Source organism: Alteromonas sp. (genome assembly GCF_984505615.1).
Genome location: NZ_CFHOXV010000031.1, coordinates 1 through 17,010, shown reverse-complemented (window position 1 = coordinate 17,010; position 17,010 = coordinate 1). Strand labels below are relative to the sequence as shown.

Genomic DNA, 17,010 nt, shown 5'->3' with positions numbered 1-17,010 from the left:
AGCCGACAATGCCAAAACGTACTGACATAAAAAGTATTCTGATTCTGGGTGCCGGCCCTATCGTTATCGGCCAGGCCTGTGAATTTGACTATTCCGGCGCACAAGCCTGTAAGGCACTGCGCGAAGAGGGTTACCGCGTCATTCTGGTAAACTCTAACCCTGCGACTATCATGACTGACCCTGAAATGGCTGATGCAACCTACATCGAGCCGATTCACTGGGAAGTGGTACGCAAAATCATCGAAAAAGAACGTCCTGATGTGGTATTGCCTACCATGGGCGGCCAGACTGCACTGAACTGTGCGCTGGATCTTGAGCGTGAAGGCGTACTGAAAGAGTTCAACGTTGAACTGATTGGTGCAACGGCTGACGCTATCGATAAAGCGGAAGACCGTGAGCGCTTTGATAAAGCGATGAAGTCTATCGGTCTGGAATGTCCCCGTGCGGAAATTGCTCACTCTATGGAGCAGGCTCACGATGTACTCAGCCGCATCGGTTTCCCTTGTATCATCCGTCCGTCGTTCACCATGGGTGGAACCGGTGGCGGTATCGCATACAACATTGACGAGTTCAATGAAATCTGTACCCGCGGTCTTGACCTTTCTCCTACCAATGAGCTGCTTATCGATGAGTCGCTGATTGGCTGGAAAGAGTACGAGATGGAAGTGGTTCGTGATAAAAACGATAACTGCATTATTGTTTGTACTATCGAAAACTTCGATGCCATGGGTGTTCACACCGGTGACTCTATCACTGTTGCGCCGGCGCAAACGCTGACCGACAAAGAATTCCAGATCATGCGTAACGCGGCCATGGCCGTACTGCGCGAAATCGGTGTGGAAACCGGCGGTTCAAACGTGCAGTTCGGTGTGGATCCGAAGACTGGCCGTATGGTTATCATCGAGATGAACCCGCGCGTATCACGTTCTTCAGCACTGGCATCAAAAGCTACCGGCTTCCCGATTGCGAAAGTGGCTGCCAAGCTGGCTGTGGGTTATACCCTGGACGAACTGGCTAACGATATTACCGGTGGTCTGACGCCGGCCTCTTTCGAGCCGTCTATCGACTACGTTGTGACTAAGATTCCACGCTTTAACTTCGAAAAGTTTGCCGGTGCGAACGACCGTCTGACCACACAGATGAAGTCTGTGGGTGAAGTGATGGCGATTGGCCGTAATCAGCAGGAATCACTGCAGAAAGCATTACGTGGTCTGGAAGTGGGCGCTACGGGTCTGAACCCGATTCTGGACCCGCAGGACGACGAAGCCATGAGCAAACTGAAGTACGAACTTCAGAATCCCGGCGCTGAGCGTATCTGGTACATCGGTGATGCCTTCCGTATGGGAATGAGCGTTGACGAAGTGTTCTCTTACACCAATGTTGACCGCTGGTATCTGGTACAGCTAGAAGAACTGATTAAACTGGAAAACCAGGTGGCAGAGCAGGGCGTAAGCGCACTGACTGAAGATTTCACCCGCGCGCTGAAGCGTAAAGGTTTCTCTGATGCCCGTCTGGCTGAGCTGACTAACGTTGCAGAAAGCGACATCCGCGACATCCGCCGTGGTTTCGGTATCTCTCCGGTGTATAAGCGTGTTGATACCTGTGCTGCTGAATTCTCAACCAGCACTGCGTACATGTACTCCACATACGACGAAGAATGTGAAGCTGCACCGACGGATAAAGATAAAATCATGGTACTGGGCGGTGGTCCTAACCGTATCGGTCAGGGTATCGAATTCGATTACTGCTGTGTGCACGCTGCGCTGTCTATGCGTGAAGACGGCTACGAGACCATCATGGTTAACTGTAATCCTGAAACGGTTTCTACCGACTACGACACATCAGACCGTCTGTACTTCGAACCGGTAACGTTAGAAGACGTGCTGGAAATCGTTGCAAAAGAACAGCCTAAAGGCGTGATTGTTCAGTACGGTGGTCAGACACCACTGAAACTGGCCCGTGCCCTTGAAGCGAATGGTGTACCGATTATCGGTACGTCTCCGGAAGCCATTGACCGTGCAGAAGACCGTGAGCGCTTCCAGCACATGGTGAACAAGCTGGGTCTTAAGCAGCCGGCTAACGCAACGGTTACCAACATTGAACAGGCTCTGGCCCGTGCAGAAGAAATCGGCTTCCCGCTGGTTGTTCGTCCTTCATACGTTCTGGGTGGCCGTGCGATGGAAATCGTGTACGACCTGAAAGATCTGAAACGTTATCTGAACGAAGCGGTTAAAGTGTCTAACGACGCCCCGGTACTGCTGGATCGTTTCCTCGACGACGCGATTGAAGTCGACATCGACGCTATCTGTGACGGCACAGAAGTGGTGATCGGCGGTATCATGGAGCACATCGAACAAGCCGGTGTTCACTCTGGTGACTCTGCCTGTTCATTACCTTCACACTCTCTGCCAAAAGATATTCAGGACACCATGCGTAAGCAGGTTCGTGATATGGCGTTAGAGCTGGGTGTTGTGGGTCTGATGAATACACAGTTTGCTATCAAAGACGGTGAAGTTTACCTGATTGAAGTGAACCCACGTGCTGCCCGTACCGTACCTTTCGTATCTAAAGCGACAGGTGTACCGCTGGCGAAAGTTGCTGCCCGCTGTATGGCCGGTCAGTCACTGCAGTCTCAGGGTGTGACGGAAGAAATCATTCCGCCGTTCTACTCTGTGAAAGAAGTGGTACTGCCATTTGCTAAGTTCCAGGGTGTTGACCCGCTGTTAGGCCCTGAAATGCGCTCTACCGGTGAGGTTATGGGTGTTGGTGATACCTTCGAAGAAGCGTATGCTAAAGCCAACCTGGGTGCCAGTGCGCCGCTGCCAAGAGAAGGCAAAGCGTTACTGTCTGTGCGTAACAATGACAAAGCCCGTGTTGTCGACCTTGCCAAAGCAATGATCGAAGCCGGCTTTAAGATTGAAGCGACCAGCGGTACTGCGAAGAGCCTGATTGATGCAGGTGTTGAATGTACTGTAGTCAATAAGGTGTCTGAAGGACGTCCTAACATCGTTGATTCAATTAAGAACGGTGAATACAGCTATATCATCAACACCACGGAAGGCCGCCAGGCAATCACGGATTCTGTATACATTCGTCGTGAAGCGTTAGTGAATAAAATCACTTACACCACAACAATGAATGCAGCATTCGCTACGATTCGTGCAAAATCTGCCGATGACCGTAACAAGGTTTCATCAGTGCAGGAACTGCATGCCCGTATTAATGCCTGATGACAGTTGTGTGAAATTGCGCTATTCTGCGCAATCAATATTTTAGAAAAGTGCGCCGGTCGGCGCACTTTTTTTAACTCAGCGATCAAAAGGTCAGCAGACCAGTCAAAATAAGTGAGAAACACCATGAGTCAGTATCCGATGACCGCTCGTGGCGCAGAGTTATTGCGCAAAGAATTAAATGAATTAAAAACAGTTACCCGCCCGCGTATTATCGCTTCTATTGCCGAAGCCCGTGAGCACGGCGACCTGAAAGAGAATGCCGAGTATCATGCTGCCCGTGAAGAACAGAGCTTCTGTGAAGGTCGAATTCAGGACATCGAAGGAAAGTTATCTAACGCGCAAATCATCGATGTTACCAAAATGGATAATACCGGTAAGGTCATTTTTGGTACTACAGTTACCATAATGAATCTGGAAACTGATGCTGAAACCACTTACCGTATCGTGGGTGATGATGAAGCTGATATCAAAAATAATCTGATTTCAGTGAATTCTCCTATCGCCCGTGGTCTTATCGGTAAAGAACTGGATGATGTGGTAAATATCCAGACACCGGCAGGTACTGTCGAGTTCGAAATTACCGAAGTGGAATATATCTGATATTGATGGCGGAAAGTCTCCGGCTTTCCGCTTCCTTTAACCAACGCCCTCAGCGGATAAAGCCGCAACGGCAATTGATGTGTAGTACGGTACCGTTCGTGAAACATTCATTATTACTTTTAGTCCTGATCTTACTCAGTGGCTGCTCACGGATGGTAGCAGAGCGCATCGAATCACCCGCGCAATTAATTCACTACGAACAGGCCACACTGGACCAGATGTATGCCCAATGGGGCGTGGTTGAGAAGCAGTGGTGTAGTGAGCGCTCATCCTATTGTATTCCTTATAAAGATGGCGGTGCTGTTATCCGTCAGCTTCCCAGTATGTCTTTTACCGTATCGCGGGATTTTGGTAACCAGTTCAGCTTTTTGAAAGAAGTGACAATTGCTCCCCGTGATGTCGGGCAATTTTCCGGCACCGTTGTTTTACTTCACGGTTACGGCGCGAAAAAAGAAAGCTGGATGAGTACCGGTTTCTATTTTCAGGCATTGGGATTCCGCGTCATCGAACCTGATTTGATGGGGCAGGGCGAGTCCTCTGCACCGCTGGGGTTTGGTGTGCGTGATGCAGACTTGCTTGCCGAATTTATCGACCACACCGTGGATATCACTGAAGAGCCTGTTTACCTTGTTGGTCACTCCATGGGCGCTTTAGCTGCGGTGAAAACAGCCAGAAAGCTGGAGTCTGTGGCCGGACTGGTCTTACTGGCCCCTATGGACCGGTTTGACCGCGCTACCATTGGTGTCGCCCATACGTTTAAACCCCGTTTAAGCAAGCTGGTACCTGATTCATCCATTCGAGCCGGCGCAGAACTGGCGCTGAAGCGGGCTGGGCTCTCTGTTGAGCAGACAGATATGTTTGCAGATTTACCTGCACTGAAGGTGCCTATTCTCACCTACGGTTCTGATCAGGATCTCGTCAGTAATATTCGCCGCGCCAACGGCTGGTCAAAGCTGGCAAATGTTACCCGAATCGTAAATGATGACGAAACGCACATGTCAGTCATCGGGATCAGCGATACCGAACATCAGGTGTTGATGAACTGGCTGGAGCATGCGGGTAATCACCGGCCTGCGCTGTCTGCTGCACGCACTGCTCAGTAAAACAGTCGTTTATTCTCTTTCTGTGCAGGCTTTCCCTGCCTGCACTTGTCGTCTTTTCTTCATTTAAAAAGCCTTTTTACGCATTATTTACGATATAATGCACCGATGTGGCGCAAATGGAGATGCAGAACAAATAATTACGGAAAAATAAAAGGTTTATGCCGGTGTGGAAATCACACCTTACTATGAGTTTTCTGATAAACGACGTTGTCTCAGGACAACAGGGTTTATGAGAGAGTTTCATCCTTTTGCGCACTGGTAAGGAAGTATTGCTTTAGATGTCTGCCAGACGGAGAACCAGTCGTGCGCGACACCATCCGTATAATTATAAGTTTGTCTTTCCTGATTTCAGGAAGCGTTAATGCGTTGTCTTACACCAGTCTTGACAGTTGTCTTGCCAGTGCTGTGGACTGTAAAAATGAAACCCGTCAGTTACTGAAAAATACTGCTGCCGGAAGCCGGGACTGGTACATGTTGATGTACTACAACCTGTCTGCACGGTGGGATTTGGATAACCTGTCTCTGACCCGTCAGGAACTCAGCGGTTATGCTGACATGACGGATGCCCCTGATGTCTTCAAAATTGTGGTTTACACCATTTATGCCAAGAAGCTGTTAAGTAGCGGTGAGACAGCGCAGGGAACAGAATACGCTCATCTTGCCCGTGATTTAATTATGCGTTCGGCAGAGTATGCCCCCGATCCACGGCGTCTTGCAGAACTCATCATTCTCCACAACTACCTCAAAGATTATGACGCTGCCAGCGAACTGGCTGACTGGGCGGTAAGGCGTACTGAAAATATCCGTAATCCTGATGCGAAAGCGCCTTTGCATATGGCAATCGCACATGTAGCATTTTTTATAAAGGATTACGACAAAGCATTGCAATATTACGGCTATGTGGCAGAAGCCTACGAAAGTAAGAACGAGCCGTTACAACTTTCTTATGGGTACACCAATCTGGGGGTCGTCTATCTGAAAAAAGGTGAGTATAAGCAGTCACGTTATTATTTCATGCAGGCGGGTCATGCCCTTGACCAGGCACTGGGTACGTATGAAACGGGCGATAAAACCTACATCCGGCTGAGACTGGCGGAACTGGACTTTATCGAAGGTAAGAAAGAGGCTGCTATCGCCGCACTGGCTAAGATAGATCCCGGTAACGTGCATAAGCATCATATGCCACTTTACCGGAAATTACAGACACAAGCCGGTCAGTCTCCGCCGCCGATGGAAATGCGCTGAGGCTTTTTCGCTTCCGGGATAAGACGTTGTAAATCAATATGCAGCAGGCCGAGTGCCATATCGGCCGCCATCACTTTTACGTTGTCACCTAACTGGAACTTACGTTCAAAACCCCGCTCAGAAATGCCCTTGTGCAGGAATTTGCGCTCTGCCTGCTTAGGATCGGCCAGCTTTTTACCGGCAATCCGTAAGGTATTGTCCTGCACTTCCACAATCACGTCCTGCTGACTGAAACCCGCTACAGCCATTGTGATGCGGTACTTAAACTCGTCAATCAGTTCAATGTTGTACGGCGGATAGCTGCTTTGCTTTTCTGCGCGGTTCGCAGCTTCAATTAAGGTAGCCAGATGGTCTGAGCCGATAAAAGAGCGGTAAAGGGGAGTTAAGTCGATAGTAGGCATACCTGTCCTGTTAAGCAAAAGGCGTGAGTTCCCGTAACGGGCAACATAAAAGGCCAGCCTCTTATTTAAGCACCAGCCTGTAAAGGTTTGATTATGTCAGAAAGCGGCACCGGCGGCGAGTGGGAAAGTTGCCGCCGGCATGAAGGGCTACATCGCGAGGCATTTTACGATTTGTCCGTCTTTGACCACCAGGCCTACATCTTCCATCAGCGCCATATCATCAAGAGGGTTGCCTTTTACTGCAATGACGTCAGCTTTCCGGCCCGCTTCAATGCTGCCAAGTGATTCCTGTTGCTTCAGTAATGTCGCCGAATTAATGGTGGCAGCCTGAATGGCCTCCATGGGTGTCATACCCCAGGTCACCATGCGGGCGAACTGTTTGCCATTGTCCCCGTGAGGGTAAACACCGGCGTCTGAGCCGAATACCATGTTGACGCCGGCCTTCACCGCTTTTCGGAAATTCTCCCGTTGTTTGGTGCCTACAATGCGTTCTTTAGCGAGGCTTTCCGGCAGAATACCGGCCTTTTCACCCTCGCCGAGAATATATTCTGTGACGTACACGTCCATGGAAAAGTACGTGCCGTGTTTTTTCGCCAGTTCGATGGCTTCATCATCCAGTAAACTGACATGTTCTACAGAGTCCACACCGGAACGGATTGCCGCTTTTATGCCGCTGGTGCCGTGAGCGTGCGTGGCCACGGTGAGGCCGCGTAAATGGGCTTCTTCAATCAGTGCCTGCATTTCTTCTTCGGTGTACTGCTGGGCACCGACTTTTGTACCTTTAGATAAAACACCACCGGTGGCGCAGAACTTAATAACAGTAGCGCCGTATTTGATGTTTTCACGTACTTTCTTGCGTACTTCCCACGGACCATCAGCAACGCCTTCGCTTTTATCGTGATAGCCATAGGGGAGAAGATTATTGTCGCAGTGACCACCGGTAACACCCAGTGACGGGCCGGCCACAAACATGCGCGGACCCTGAACATCACCGTCATTGATGGCATCACGCAGCGCAACATCGGTAAAGCCCGGTGCGCCAACGTTCCGGACCGTGGTGAAACCCGCCATCAGCGTATCTTTTGCATGTTTAACACCAGTAATGGCAGCACGGGGAACGGAAACAGACAGCGATGAGTAGCCGTGTTTTGTGGGGTCGCTGGTCAGATGAACGTGCATGTCCATCAAACCCGGCATTAATGTGTAATCACCCAGCGCCATGACTTCAGCGTTGTCCGGTATGGCAATTTTTTTGCTGTGGCCGGCCTGAACAATCACATCATCTTCGATAATCACCACGGCGGATTCGATAACCTTACCGGCTTTCACATCGACCATGCGATCTGCGGTAATAACAAGGGGATTAGCCAGCGTAAATAAACTGGTAAGCGCCAGCGAACCGGCCATCATGTATGTGTGTATTCTTTTGATTTTCATTGGTATTTCCGGAACTGTCCTGTCAACAGCCATACTTTACCCAATCAGCGGGAAATTTGGCTGACAATTATCGCAAAAAAGAGGAAGAAGAACGTGTACTTGTGCCTTAGAAAGGCACAAGTACGCTGTCAGAAGGGTTAATGTGTGCGTTTAAGATACAGCGCAATGCAAAGGAGTAATCCGCTGACAAACCATACCGGTATATCTCCGGCGCGGTTGTAAGGTGTAAGACCATGTTTGGCTGCGACGTCAGACACCAGGCTGCCAGCTTCAAACTGCGGCAGAACAGAGGTCACATCGCCCTTTTCATTAATAAACGCGGTAATACCATTGTTGGTTGCCCGCAGTACCGGCCGGCCGGTTTCAACTGCCCGCATACGGGCAATATCCAGATGTTGTGCCGGACCGTGGGAGTGACCAAACCAGGCGTCATTACTTACCGTGATGATCATGTCTGTATCGCTGTGGACATTGGCCGAAACCTGACGGGGAAAGGCTATTTCAAAGCAAATTGCCGGTGCCAGGCGGATCCCGTTGGCTATCAGGTTTGTTTGTTCAAAGTCTCCGCGGGAGAATGAAGACATAGGTAAATCAAACAACGGGGCCAGCGGTCTTAATATGTCTTCAAAAGGCACAAATTCACCGATGGGCAGCAGGTGGTGCTTGGCATACCGGTTGGCATGGAAATAATGGTAACGGGCCTGCGTATCGTCCGGTGTTTTGCGCCCGAGCACCAGCAGATTATTCCACGCTTCTTCAGACTCCCAGTTGTAATTAACAATACCGGTTATGAGTGCTGTGTTTGTGCTTACTGCCTGGCGGTCCATGGCTTGCAGAAAGTCTGTCGCCATCAGTTCCAGTTTGGGGACAGCAGCCTCAGGCCATATCACCAGATCGTTGTCCCACAATGGCATGGTTAACCCACGGTATTTTTCCATGGTGGGAATATCCTGTTCCGGTACCCAGCGCAGTGACTGGGCAATATTGCCCTGAACCATGGCAATAGAGTGCACACCGGCGGTTTCCACCCAGTTAACTTTCTTCAGCAGCCAGCCTGATACGAGGCTAACTGTAAAAATAACCGCTATCGCCGGCCATTGGGTTCTGACTCTGAATACTGCCAGTGCTGCTGCAAGGGCAATAATAATCGCTGTAATGCCGGTTTCGCCGGCTACCGGCGCCCAGCCTGCCAGCGGACTGTTGATTTGGCTGTAGCCCACCGATAACCAGGGGAAGCCGCTCAGCATCCAGCTTCTCAGCCATTCAGCAACGACCCAGAGAAACGGCAGGGCAAGCGGCCATAACCTGGCAGGAAACCAGCGTCTTGCAGCCCAGAGCGCGGTTGCAGGATACAATGCAAGATACCCGCACAGAATGAGCATGAGTCCCACTGACAACACCACGGGCAAGCCGCCAAAATCAGCGATACTGACATGCACCCAGCTGATGCCGGCACCAAACCAGCCCAGACCGAACAACCAGCCGGTTAAGAAGGGACGTTGCGTTTTTACCAGTTGGCGGATGGCCAGGGCCAGCGCCACGAATGTGACGGGCCAGAGCGAAAACGGGGCATAGGCAAAGGTTAAACTGGCACCGCTAAGCAGTGCCAACAGATAGGGAATAAACGCTTTCAGGGGAGATTACTCCATGGAGGGTACGGTAACCTTGAGCTGCACCAGACGGCGCTTGTCGGAGTTGGTAATTTTGAAGTGAATATCGCTGACGGTAATTTCGTCACCGGTTTCCGGCATGTGCCCGAATGCTTTCAGTACAATACCGCCAATCGTATCCGCTTCTTCTTCATCGAATGTCGTCTTGAAAAACTCATTGAAGTCATCCACCGGCGTTAATGCTTTAACGGTGTAGGTAGATTTATTCAGTGGTTTAATGTCGTCTGTACCATTTTCGTCGATGTCATATTCATCTTCAATTTCACCGACAATCAGTTCCAGAATGTCTTCAATGGTAACCAGACCGGATACACCACCATATTCGTCCACAACAATAGCCATGTGGTAGCGTTGCTGGCGGAATTCTTTGAGCAGAACGTCTACCCGTTTACTTTCCGGCACAATGACCGCCGGACGAAGTACATCTTTTAACTCAAAGGCCTTATCCGGACTGAATGCATAGCTGAGCAGATCTTTTGCCAGTAAAATACCTTCGATATGGTCCTTGTCTTCGCTGATAACAGGAAAGCGAGAGTGGGCTGTGTCCAGAATTTTAGGCAGAAACTCTTCTACCTTCTGGTCGATATCAATAGTAGTCATTTGCGTTCTGGGGATCATGATATCCCGTACGCGCATTTCGTTGACACCGATAACGCCTTCAATCATTTCTCTGGTCTGGGGGTCAATCAGTTCCCGTTGTTCGGCTTCTGTAATAACGTCTACCAGATCTTCCTTACTTCTCGGCTCGCCGGAAAATGTCAGTCTTAATTTATCTAACCAACTTTTGTTCGTCGAGCCGTTGGTAGAGTGAGGGCTGTCTTCGCTCATAATCGTCTTTTGTAGTGTGTGAAATATAAAAGTTAAAGATCCCGGTAAGGATCGTCAATGGATAATTGCGCTAAAATCTCAATTTCCAGAGATTCCATTTCTTCGGCTTCATCATCATCGATGTGGTCGTAGCCTATCAGATGCAGGATACCGTGCACCACCATGTGGGCATAATGGTTGGTTACCGGCTTATGCTGCTCTTGTGCTTCACGGCTGATAACCGGCGCACAAATGACCAGGTCACCGAGCAGATTCAGTGGTACACCCGGCGGGCATTCAAAGGGAAATGACAGTACATTGGTCGGCTTATCTTTACCGCGGTAATCTCTGTTGAGGGTTTGTGATTCTTCTTCATCTACAAAGCGGATGGTCAGTTCTTTATCGCTGATATCCAGTTGAGAGAAGATGGTGTTGGCCCAGAGAGAAAGTTGAACTTCTGTTGGAATGTGCGCCGAAACGGAGTCTTCCGGCGCATAAGCTTGCTGAAAATCGATGACTGCCGTCACGGCTTGTCCTTACTGTCGTCACCGGCATTTTGCTGCTTTTCCTGTTCGGCGGCAGCACGTTTTGCCTGACGGATTTTTTCCTGTTCACCATCAAACTTCTCATAGGCCTGTACGATTCTGGCCACCACAGGGTGACGCACAACGTCTTCAGCTTTAAAGAAGTTAAATGAAATGTCAGATACACCTTCCAGTACTTCAATACTGTTTCTCAGCCCTGAACGCACGCCACGGGGCAGGTCGACCTGGGTGATGTCACCGGTGATCACCGCTTTGGAATTAAAACCAATACGGGTTAAGAACATTTTCATTTGTTCAGTGGTGGTATTCTGGCTTTCATCCAGAATGATAAACGCATCGTTCAGTGTACGGCCACGCATATAAGCCAGCGGCGCAACTTCGATTACGTTGCGTTCCATCAGTTTTTCTACCTTTTCGAAGCCAAGCATTTCAAACAGGGCATCGTAAAGGGGACGCAGATACGGGTCGACTTTCTGAGATAAATCACCCGGCAGGAAACCCAGTTTTTCACCGGCTTCAACAGCAGGGCGGGTAAGCAGAATACGGCGTACTTCCTGACGTTCAAGGGCATCAACCGCACAGGCTACAGCCAGATAGGTTTTACCCGTACCGGCAGGGCCGATACCGAACGTAATATCATGATTAACCACATTGGCAACGTATTGTGCCTGGTTCGGATTACGGGGCTTAATGACACCCCGCTTAGTTTTGATATTAACTTCTTTGCCGTAAACCGTTGATTCACTGCGCTCCGGGAAACGGGCTTCCTGAATGGCCAGGTGTACCTGCTCCGGTTCCAGTTGCGGGATAAGGCCTTTAACAGGCTGAGTTTCGATATACAGTAACTTGAGCAGCTCTGCTACACCGTTGGCCTGAAGGGCCTCGCCTGACACTTTAAAGGCGTTATTACGGTAACTGATTTCTACACCAAGCCTGCGTTCGATTTGTTTGATGTTGTCATCAAACGGGCCGCACAGGCTGGACAGACGTTTATTGTCAGCAGGTTCTAATATGACTTCGTTGCTTACCAGAGTACTCAAGTTATGCTATTCCTCGCTTATTCATCAATTTAAACGGCAGGGACAAACTGACCCACGCCCAGTGCATCAGGAGTTTCCCCGTGACGCTTTGCTGTAATAGATTGGGGCGAAACTGCCACACGCAAGCCCATATCCTTTTCGCGGCGAACCACATCACCACGCAGTGAATTGGTAAAGACGTCTGTAATTTTCACATCCACGAATTCGCCAATCATGTCCGGTGAACCTTCAAAGTTCACCACACGGTTATTTTCAGTACGGCCGGACAGCTCCATCGGGTTCTTTTTCGACGGGCCTTCTACCAGAATACGCTGCTCAGTGCCCACCATATGACGGGCAATGCGCAATGCCTGCTGGGTGATGCGTTGCTGCAACAGGTGCAGGCGCTGCTTCTTCACGTCTTCGCTGACATCATCCACGGCATCAGCAGCAGGTGTACCCGGACGTGCGCTGTAAATGAAACTGAAGCTCAGGTCATAATCGATGGCCTGAATCAGATCCATGGTCGCTTCAAAATCTGCATCGGTTTCACCCGGATAGCCGATGATGAAGTCTGAAGACATGCAAATGTCAGGACGTACTTTCTTCAGCTTGCGGATTTTCGATTTGTATTCCAGTGCCGTGTGACCACGTTTCATCATGTTGAGAATACGGTCGGAACCGCTCTGAACAGGCAGGTGAAGATGGTTTACCAGCTCGGGAATTGTTTCGTACGCGGCGATAATGTCATCGGTGAACTCCACCGGATGTGACGTGGTGTAACGGATACGGTCAATGCCGTCGATGGCTGCGACCATTTCCAGAAGTTCGGCAAAGCGGCAAATGGTGCCGTCATGATGCTCGCCACGGAATGCGTTTACGTTCTGGCCTAACAGGTTCACTTCCCTTACGCCCTGTTCAGCTAACTGCGCGATTTCCAGAATCACGTCATCAACGGGACGGCTGACTTCTTCACCACGGGTGTAGGGTACAACGCAGAATGTGCAGTACTTGGAACACCCTTCCATAATTGAAACGAAAGCCGTGGGACCTTCTGCGCGGGGTTCAGGCAGTGAATCAAACTTTTCAATTTCAGGGAAACTGACATCCACTACGGAACCGGCACCGCCCTGAAGTTGCTTAATCATTTCCGGTAAACGGTGCAGGGTTTGCGGACCGAATACCAGATCTACGAACGGTGCGCGCTGACGGATATGGTCGCCTTCCTGTGAGGCGACACAGCCACCCACGCCGATAATGAGTTCGGGTTTGTCTTTTTTCAGATTTTTCCAGCGACCTAACTGGTGAAACACCTTTTCCTGTGCTTTTTCACGGATAGAACAAGTGTTCAGCAGGATCACGTCCGCCTCTTCTGCTTCCTGCGCAAGCGAATAACCGTGGGTAGAATCCAGCAGATCTGCCATTTTCTCCGAGTCATACTCGTTCATCTGACAGCCCCAGGTTTTGATATACAGCTTTTTGGTCATATTCACGTCACGATTTCAGGTGTTGCGGCATTAAAAACCACGGGCTAAACCCGTAAGACAGCCGGCTAGTGTTCAAAATAGCCGCGTATTTTACCTGTTGAGAAGCTGTTTGCCCAGTGGTTCCTTAAATCTGTTCCGCAGTTTAATACTGTTTAGTATAGCTTGCTGATCTATAGCAACAGTATGACATTGGCTTCATGGTAGTCGCTGCCGGTTTAGGTCATAATGCGCTATCGCTTCAGGAGATGTTATGTACGATTTTTGTATCAATGGTGGTGGAATGGTTGGCGCAGCGCTGGCATCAGGGCTGGCGCAGCAGGGATATAAAATAGCCATCATTGAAACGGTGCAGCCGCAGCCATTTCAATACAGTCAGCCGCCGGATCTGCGTTTGTCTGCTATCAGCCTGACGTCTGTGGATTTATTACGGGCGCTGGGGGCATGGGAGCACATTGAAGCCATGCGGGTGCGGCCCTACGATACCCTGTCTGTGTGGGAAAATCCGGATATGGCCACCCGCTTCAATGCACAAAGTATTGGCCAGACTCAACTGGGATATTTTGTTGAGAACCGTCTTATCCAGTTAGGCTGTCACCGTGTTCTGGCAGATTTGCCAGTGGACTGGATGACGCAAACCAGTTTGCAATCCTATGAGGTTGATGAATCCACGGCCATCACACGGGTCACACTGGAAAACGGTGAAAGTTTGCAATGCCGTTACCTTATCGGGGCTGATGGGGCCCGCAGTCGTGTGAGAGCACTGGCGCAAATTGGTTCCACTGGCTGGCAGTACGGCCAGCAGGCAATGGGCATTATTATCGAAGGTGCAGATGCTTTTGAGGGTGAAACCTGGCAGCAGTTTTATCCTTCCGGACCCAGAGCATTGCTTCCCATGTACGGCCAGTTTGCTTCGTTGATCTGGTACGACAGCGGCGAACGCATAAAGCAGTTGCAAGGCTTGAACGACAAAGCGTTAACTGAGGAAATTCTTAGTCATTTTCCCCGTCTTTTACCTGAATTCCGTATCGTCAGTAAGGCCGGTTTTGTGCTCACGCGTTCACATGCTTCAGACTATGTGCGGCCGGGTGTCATATTAGCCGGAGATGCAGCGCATACAATAAATCCGCTGGCAGGGCAGGGCGTGAATCTCGGCTTTAAAGATGTATCGGCTTTACTGGCTCTGACCGGCGACTGCAAACCTCAAAGTGATGAGTTTTACCACAGACTGAAAACAGAATATGAACGCCCGAGAATGAAAGACAATGCCCTGATGATGTCGGCGATGGACGGCTTTTACCTCTTGTTTAGTAATAAAATACCCCCAGTTAAGTGGTTAAGAAACCTGATGCTGAAAGGTGCGGATATGGCCGGGCCGGTGAAAGAACAGGTATTGAAGTATGCAATGGGGATGGACGAATGGAAGTTCTGATCTTACTGGGTGTGTTATTTCTGGCGCTGTTTATTATTGTGCCGTTAATTGAACGCTCCAAAATGCGGGTGAGTCCGGAAACAGCAAGCAAAATCAGCCGCTGGATTTGGCCGCTGGTGATGATTTCTCTGGTTATTCAGCTAATAAGAATGATGATGCAGGGCTGACAGCAATTCCGTTCAGCGATGTTAAAACGACAAAACCGTGAGCGCGGCTCACGGTTTTGTTGATCTTGCCGGTAAGTTTTTTTGCTTACCAGATACCGTCTTCGCTTTTACCCTGAATTTCGCAGTCACCGGTTTTGTATTCCATGTCACCGCCACGGTCGTGTTTGGCAAAATAGTCTTTACTGATGGAGACGATAGTGGGCGTCATCCAGACAATGGCGATGATGTTTATTACTGTCATCAGTCCCAGTGCCATGTCAGCCATTGCCCAAACAGTGGGCAAAGCTGCCTGAGAGCCCCACAGGATCATAATAAGGTAGCCGGCAGTGTAGGCAATGCGGCCCGGTTTGTTGTCCAGTTTGAACATATGCAGGTTACTTTCGCCGTAGGCGTAGTTCGCAACCACCGAGGTGAATGAGAACAGGCAAATTGCTGCGGCAACAAAGTCTTCACCACCCATTCCGATGTGTTTCGTCATCGCTGCCTGAGTCATGCCAATACCTTCCATCTGACCGGTTGCTTCACCGCCTGCCAGTAAAATGATAAACGCTGTCGCCGTACACAGGATCATGGTATCAACAAAAACCCCCAGCATCTGAATGTAGCCCTGAGATACCGGATGATTTGGCGTAGGTGCGGCACTGGCTGCTGCATGGGGTACACTGCCTGAACCAGCCTCATTGGAATAAAGGCCGCGCTGGATACCATTTTTCACGGCAGCCCCCAGCATACCGGCACCGGCTTCCTGTAAGCCGAATGCAGACTTGATAATCGAAATCAGTACGGCAGGCAATTCAGTGATGTTGAAAGCCACAATAAGCAGCGCCGCTATCACATAGCCAATTGCCATGAAGGGCACAATCCATTCTGCAAAGCGGGCAATACCCCGCAAACCACCCACAACAATGAGTGATGCCAGAGCAATAATCACCAGACCGGAATAAAGCGGATTGAAACTGTAGGCGTTGTTCAGTGCATCGGTAATGGTATTTGCCTGCACCGCACTGAATACGAAACCGTAACCGAAAAACAGACAGAGTGAAAAGGCCACTGCCAGCCAGGTTTTATTCAGTCCTTGTTTAATGTAATAAGCCGGACCACCCCGGTATTCACCGTTCTCATCTTTCACCTTATAAAGCTGACCGAGAACGCTTTCGGCAAAACCGGTAGCCATGCCCAAAAAGGCAATAACCCACATCCAGAAAATAGCGCCTGCGCCGCCAAGAGAAATTGCTACTGCCACACCGGCCAGGTTACCGGTACCTACACGGGCGGATAAGCTGGTGCACAATGCCTGAAATGAACTGATACCTTCTTTCGTTGTGGAAGTACTGCCTTTCATCAACGAGAACATATGGGTGAAATGACGGAGTTGTACCGCGCCGAGTTTCCAGGTGAACCAGAGACCACACCCGAGCAACATGACGATAAGGACCTGGCCGTCACCCCACAGCACATTATTTACGGCCGATACGATATCGTTTATCACATGAATTCCTTGTTATTTATAATAGATCTTCTTTATTGTCCGGCTATCTTATCAGAACAGGGCAGGGGGAAAAGGCTATACAACCCGTGTTTGCATAAATATCTCTGTTTTTTGAATTTTCAACGCACTGAAAAACAGGCATAAAAAAACCAGTCAAAAGACTGGTTTTTCTATAATATGGCTGGGGTAGCTGGACTCGAACCAACGGATGGCGGGATCAAAACCCGCTGCCTTACCAACTTGGCTATACCCCAATCAACTGGGTGTTAGCTGAATGGATTCAACATAACGAAATAATGGCTGGGGTAGCTGGACTCGAACCAACGGATGGCGGGATCAAAACCCGCTGCCTTACCAACTTGGCTATACCCCAATCAA

Annotated in this window: 14 protein-coding genes and 2 tRNA genes; 6 read left to right on the top strand and 10 right to left on the bottom strand. The window is 49.8% G+C overall.

The features are described from left to right. Positions 1-8 precede the first annotated feature (8 nt). The 4 genes from carB to AC4PME_RS15110 all read left to right on the top strand — a co-directional run bounded on the left by carB (position 9) and on the right by AC4PME_RS15110 (position 6,181). The gene (gene carB / locus AC4PME_RS15125; protein ID WP_491046409.1) at positions 9-3,230 is read left to right on the top strand and encodes a carbamoyl-phosphate synthase large subunit; all 3,222 of its coding nucleotides are present in this window, start codon (positions 9-11) and stop codon (positions 3,228-3,230) included. Between the two features lie 126 nt (positions 3,231-3,356). After that, a complete protein-coding gene (gene greA, locus AC4PME_RS15120) occupies positions 3,357-3,833 on the top strand; it encodes a transcription elongation factor GreA (RefSeq protein WP_119501775.1) in 477 nt (158 codons plus the stop codon). 98 nt (positions 3,834-3,931) lie between these two features. Continuing rightward, positions 3,932-4,936, top strand: coding sequence for an alpha/beta hydrolase (locus AC4PME_RS15115; RefSeq protein ID WP_491046410.1), 1,005 nt, complete (start codon positions 3,932-3,934; stop codon positions 4,934-4,936). Between the two features lie 303 nt (positions 4,937-5,239). Continuing rightward, positions 5,240-6,181, top strand: a complete 942-nt coding sequence (locus AC4PME_RS15110; protein ID WP_491046411.1) for a tetratricopeptide repeat protein — start codon at positions 5,240-5,242, stop codon at positions 6,179-6,181. Here the strand turns inward: AC4PME_RS15110 and AC4PME_RS15105 are convergent. The 7 genes from AC4PME_RS15105 to miaB all read right to left on the bottom strand — a co-directional run bounded on the left by AC4PME_RS15105 (position 6,151) and on the right by miaB (position 13,547). Beyond that, positions 6,151-6,582 carry an Hsp20 family protein gene (locus AC4PME_RS15105; protein WP_491046412.1) on the bottom strand — a complete coding sequence of 144 codons (432 nt, stop codon included), beginning with the start codon at positions 6,580-6,582 and terminating at the stop codon, positions 6,151-6,153. The genes AC4PME_RS15110 and AC4PME_RS15105 overlap by 31 nt on opposite strands. A 147-nt stretch (positions 6,583-6,729) precedes the next feature. Further along, positions 6,730-7,992: a Xaa-Pro dipeptidase gene (locus AC4PME_RS15100; RefSeq protein WP_491046415.1), complete on the bottom strand. Its 1,263-nt coding sequence runs from the start codon at positions 7,990-7,992 to the stop codon at positions 6,730-6,732. 164 nt (positions 7,993-8,156) lie between these two features. Continuing rightward, a complete protein-coding gene (gene lnt, locus AC4PME_RS15095; RefSeq protein ID WP_491046416.1) occupies positions 8,157-9,623 on the bottom strand; it encodes an apolipoprotein N-acyltransferase in 1,467 nt (488 codons plus the stop codon). A gap of 36 nt (positions 9,624-9,659) precedes the next feature. Next, on the bottom strand, positions 9,660-10,517 hold the full coding sequence (locus tag AC4PME_RS15090) for a CorC family transporter (RefSeq protein WP_119501769.1): 858 nt from the start codon (positions 10,515-10,517) through the stop codon (positions 9,660-9,662). Between the two features lie 32 nt (positions 10,518-10,549). Beyond that, positions 10,550-10,963, bottom strand: coding sequence for an rRNA maturation RNase YbeY (ybeY, locus tag AC4PME_RS15085; protein WP_491046417.1), 414 nt, complete (start codon positions 10,961-10,963; stop codon positions 10,550-10,552). Between the two features lie 56 nt (positions 10,964-11,019). After that, on the bottom strand, positions 11,020-12,081 hold the full coding sequence (locus tag AC4PME_RS15080; RefSeq protein WP_119501767.1) for a PhoH family protein: 1,062 nt from the start codon (positions 12,079-12,081) through the stop codon (positions 11,020-11,022). A gap of 29 nt (positions 12,082-12,110) precedes the next feature. Continuing rightward, entirely contained in the window at positions 12,111-13,547 is a 1,437-nt protein-coding gene (gene miaB / locus AC4PME_RS15075) for a tRNA (N6-isopentenyl adenosine(37)-C2)-methylthiotransferase MiaB (protein ID WP_119501766.1), read from the bottom strand. Between the two features lie 250 nt (positions 13,548-13,797). Here miaB and AC4PME_RS15070 point away from each other — a divergent pair, with 250 nt between their 5' ends. Both AC4PME_RS15070 and AC4PME_RS15065 read left to right on the top strand, forming a co-directional pair. Further along, a complete protein-coding gene (locus AC4PME_RS15070; RefSeq protein WP_491046413.1) occupies positions 13,798-14,976 on the top strand; it encodes an FAD-dependent monooxygenase in 1,179 nt (392 codons plus the stop codon). Next, positions 14,964-15,143: a hypothetical protein gene (locus AC4PME_RS15065; protein ID WP_119501764.1), complete on the top strand. Its 180-nt coding sequence runs from the start codon at positions 14,964-14,966 to the stop codon at positions 15,141-15,143. Before AC4PME_RS15070 ends, AC4PME_RS15065 begins: the two co-directional genes overlap by 13 nt. A gap of 85 nt (positions 15,144-15,228) precedes the next feature. Here the strand turns inward: AC4PME_RS15065 and AC4PME_RS15060 are convergent, their stop codons facing one another. The 3 genes from AC4PME_RS15060 to AC4PME_RS15050 form a co-directional block, all read right to left on the bottom strand. Beyond that, complete coding sequence (locus tag AC4PME_RS15060; protein WP_491046414.1) at positions 15,229-16,632, bottom strand: alanine/glycine:cation symporter family protein; 1,404 nt, start codon at positions 16,630-16,632, stop codon at positions 15,229-15,231. Between the two features lie 178 nt (positions 16,633-16,810). Next, a tRNA-Gln gene (locus tag AC4PME_RS15055) sits at positions 16,811-16,886 on the bottom strand. Between the two features lie 43 nt (positions 16,887-16,929). Then, positions 16,930-17,005 (bottom strand) — tRNA-Gln (locus AC4PME_RS15050). Positions 17,006-17,010: the final 5 nt, after the last annotated feature.